Raw genomic sequence first — 3,432 nt, 5'->3', positions numbered from 1 at the left:
AGGGTTCATTGAAGCGATAGAACCTGAAAAATGGGGTTACATGGAGGAGAACGGCTTGATGACCGATATTCTGACCTTGAAAGAGAAAGGGCTTGGGGTCTCCTGCATCAACGTCTCATGTGGTTACTACAATGCCCACACCGATGAAGAGATAACGGTAAAGAAAGACCTGCTGAAATGCCTGAGGTTTATAGAACATATCATAGAGGACTGTACAGACACTTATCCCCATACACAAAGTGATTCATATTTCAGTCCCTATGAGTTTGAGGATGAGGTTTATGATATGCTGAACAATGACCCGACTTTAACTCCCGAAGACCTTTATGACATGTATTCCACCAATTTTCCACCCTTCGGATTGGAGGATTACAGAAAGATATATGAAGATTATCGGATGTTCTGGGTTGAGGATGAAGAGGATATGAATGAAAAAACTTTGGATTATGGAAAGAGATAAGAACTACGATTTGGAACTGGCTAAGTATATCTGGTCCATCCTGAAATCCAATCTCCCCGTCCTTATGTCCTGGGGAGTTGAGATTGAGACAGTGAAAGTAATAACATGTGGTCTTGAATTCAGGGTCAACGGATTCAAGCATACCGGAAAAGTTCAGATTGTATTGAATGAGGGTGCTGACCTGTTTGAAGTCTGTCTGATTGGTGAGGATGGAGAAATCAGGGATAAGAGGGAAGACATCTACTTTGACATGCTTGTTTCTGTGGTGGATGAACTTGTGGAGAAAACCGATGATTATGAAAAGAGAATTTCTGATACATATAATATTATAAAGTATTAGCGGTTCTCTGAAAAATCGGGAAATGTGATAACAGGCTTTCTGTGGTTTTATGAACCTGCTTAAAGGTTATTGAACGGACATTCAGTAACCGAAAAGAGCGTTAAACAAGTGTTAATTATGAAACAGAAAAATTATGTAGCCTACCTACGGCAGTCCACGGTGAAACAGGAAATCTCAGGACTTGGCGTGGAGGCACAGAGAGAAATAATACGTAATTACCTGAAGGATAGAAAAACGATTGCTGAATATATTGAAACGGAAAGTGGCCGTAAATCTGACAGACCTAAATTAAGTAGAAATGTCGCTTTCACCAGTAAATTGTTGGAGAGTGATGTTGAGATAGTATTCTGTGATTTTCCGGAGGCTAACAAACTCGTACTTCATATCATCAGCAGTATAGCGGAATATGAGGCCGGATTAATCAGCCAGAGAACGAAACAATCCCTGAAAGCCAAGAAAGTAAGGGGATATAGACTGGGTAAATCTGAAAACCTGTTGAATAAACTGGATCAAGCGGTAAAGAATAGTAACAGGACCAATCATCAGAAAGCTCTTGACAATCCCAATAACAAGAGAGCCATAGCATTGTTGAAAAACCTGGTAAAAGAAGACAGAAGTTTGTCTGAAATGGCCAGAATCCTGAACAGTGAAGGATTCGTAACTTCTAAGGGATGTCAATTCAGAGCTTCACAGGTGAGTATATTATTGAAAAGGTATAACTTAAAAGAGGATTGAAATTATGGAACCAAGGTATGTATTGATTTTAGTTTTTTGTGTCGGCGGTTTGAATATCATAAAGCTGACGGACGAAGAACTGAGAGAATCAGAGAATTACGAGGACTTTGAATCTTTCCTTTCAACCATCAAGGAGAGATACGGATTCAGACTTAATAGTTGCCAGTGGATGACTACTGAAAATTTAGACATCTATTGCTATCAGAACGGAGAAAAAGCAGAACTCAATCTGTTATAGTCAAATCAGGAAGAGAAACTGAGGTAATACTTGGTTTCTCTTTTTTCTTTCTTTGGGGTTGGTCGGAGACGGGAGTATGGAACGAAGTGGAATGTATGACATAACTGGAAGACAAAAGTGTTACAGTCGAGTAAGTGAAGGGAATTTCACCCTCCACTTCTGCCAAGCTAATTGATAGGTGTATTGGTGAGCAGATGGGCAAGTTAATGAACACATTTACAGAAGAAGGTAATAGTTAAGGTTTGTTAAATTCTAAATAATTCCACTTGCAGTTATATAGGTTGGATTATTTTTATACCTTTACATTGTAATTAATATTAAAAACATATTATGGATAAATTAATAGAAAAACTCTTTGACCTACAGAAAATACCTGCCCAAACATTTTTCATCTTCTTTTTAGCTTGTTCATGTTTGCTTTTCATTCCAACTAATTTACTGGATCAAGTGAAGCTTTCAACGTTTAAAGAGTCGTATGGTGAGTTCATTGGACTAATTTGGCTAATTAGCTTGATATTTACAGCAATAACGCTACTAAGAACTTTATTAAAGTTCATTAAGACAAGACATAATATACGCAAGATAAAGGGATATATAATAGAACATATCAATAATCTAACATTACATGAGAAAGCTATTTTACGAGAGTTTTATATTCAAAATAAAGATGCCATTGGAATGCCCTTTGACGATGATACAGTAATGTCATTAGAGGCAAAGCGTATTATTTATAAAGTTTCTAGTACAGGAATGGTATATGACTATGGTGTAATATGGGGATATGCAATATCACAATTCGCAAAACGACAACTAACATATAACAATATTGAACTTCCCCAAAATCCCAACCAAGACCAAATTAATTGGATTATAGAGCATAGACCTCAATGGGCACAAGAACAAACTCAAAGAGAAAACCTAAGAAAAGGATTATTTTATTGAACTCCCAATTTAACTAATTTGCATTGATTTAGTTGTATGCTAATCAGAAATCACAATAATTATGAATATCTGTTTTAGCATGAAGCAAAGTAAGGTAATCAAGACCTTACTATATCACCAAGATTTATATAATGAGAATATCCTACGACTAAAGGTAGATATTAGCGAAATGATCTTAGATGAAGCACATAAGATAGTTAATAAGATGTAACCGGCAAAGAAAGATACATTGAACGAAATATTATTAGGTAAGATTCAATCATTAAGAACAAGCAATGAAAGAACTCTTGTTCCTCTTCCATATATCCAAGAATATTGTTAATTACAAACTAAAATAACTACATTTGCATAAACTCATTATAAATATTATATTGCTATGTTCAAATTTAGTTTCAATAACTTTAGTAATACGATAAGTGCATTCAACCTTTTTAATTTTTCTATTAATCTCAATAAGAAAAATGCCAAGGTTCAATTACACCCTGAAGAATCTGTACAGAAAGAAATTACAAATAATGAAATAAATAAATGGCGAGATTACAAAACAGCTTTACATGGTGGTGAGATTTCCTATATTGGTGATTTAAAAGAAAATATTACCATCTATCTCTTTATTCAAAAAACAATCGTTTTTTTGTAATCGGTTGGTAAATAAGACTTAAAGAGTAGAAAGTTCGGTAGCCGGTAGCGATTTGGTAGCTGTGCGGGTTTCGCTGC

General features: G+C 35.5%; 5 protein-coding genes and 1 pseudogene. All 6 read left to right on the top strand.

Translation table 11 applies throughout. The features are described from left to right. Nucleotides 1-460 (top strand): annotated as a pseudogene (locus BHV72_RS00210) (hypothetical protein); the annotation flags it as partial. Further along, nucleotides 447-800, top strand: coding sequence for a hypothetical protein (locus tag BHV72_RS00205; RefSeq protein WP_117596726.1), 354 nt, complete (start codon nucleotides 447-449; stop codon nucleotides 798-800). The pseudogene BHV72_RS00210 and the gene BHV72_RS00205, both read left to right, overlap by 14 nt. Nucleotides 801-917: 117 nt before the next feature. Next, nucleotides 918-1,535, top strand: coding sequence for a recombinase family protein (locus BHV72_RS00200; RefSeq protein ID WP_286853287.1), 618 nt, complete (start codon nucleotides 918-920; stop codon nucleotides 1,533-1,535). 4 nt (nucleotides 1,536-1,539) lie between these two features. Next, a complete protein-coding gene (locus tag BHV72_RS00195; protein ID WP_117596724.1) occupies nucleotides 1,540-1,773 on the top strand; it encodes a hypothetical protein in 234 nt (77 codons plus the stop codon). Nucleotides 1,774-2,103: 330 nt separating this feature from the next. Continuing rightward, nucleotides 2,104-2,715 carry a superinfection exclusion B family protein gene (locus BHV72_RS00190; protein ID WP_117596723.1) on the top strand — a complete coding sequence of 204 codons (612 nt, stop codon included), beginning with the start codon at nucleotides 2,104-2,106 and terminating at the stop codon, nucleotides 2,713-2,715. Between the two features lie 376 nt (nucleotides 2,716-3,091). Next, on the top strand, nucleotides 3,092-3,355 hold the full coding sequence (locus tag BHV72_RS00185; protein ID WP_286853283.1) for a hypothetical protein: 264 nt from the start codon (nucleotides 3,092-3,094) through the stop codon (nucleotides 3,353-3,355). Nucleotides 3,356-3,432: the final 77 nt, after the last annotated feature.

It is taken from the genome of Bacteroides sp. 43_46, from assembly GCF_001915455.1.
Lineage (GTDB): Bacteria > Bacteroidota > Bacteroidia > Bacteroidales > Bacteroidaceae > Bacteroides > Bacteroides caccae.
Note: the sequence above shows the minus strand (reverse complement) of the source record. Positions and strands in the feature narration are given on the sequence as shown.

Excerpts from the sequence above, each read along its gene's own strand:
- BHV72_RS00205 (WP_117596726.1), top strand. The coding sequence starts at position 447 with ATGGAAAGAGATAAGAACTACGATTTGGAACTGGCTAAGTATATCTGG.
- BHV72_RS00200 (WP_286853287.1), top strand. The coding sequence starts at position 918 with ATGAAACAGAAAAATTATGTAGCCTACCTACGGCAGTCCACGGTGAAA.
- BHV72_RS00195 (WP_117596724.1), top strand. The coding sequence starts at position 1,540 with ATGGAACCAAGGTATGTATTGATTTTAGTTTTTTGTGTCGGCGGTTTG.
- BHV72_RS00190 (WP_117596723.1), top strand. The coding sequence starts at position 2,104 with ATGGATAAATTAATAGAAAAACTCTTTGACCTACAGAAAATACCTGCC.
- BHV72_RS00185 (WP_286853283.1), top strand. The coding sequence starts at position 3,092 with ATGTTCAAATTTAGTTTCAATAACTTTAGTAATACGATAAGTGCATTC.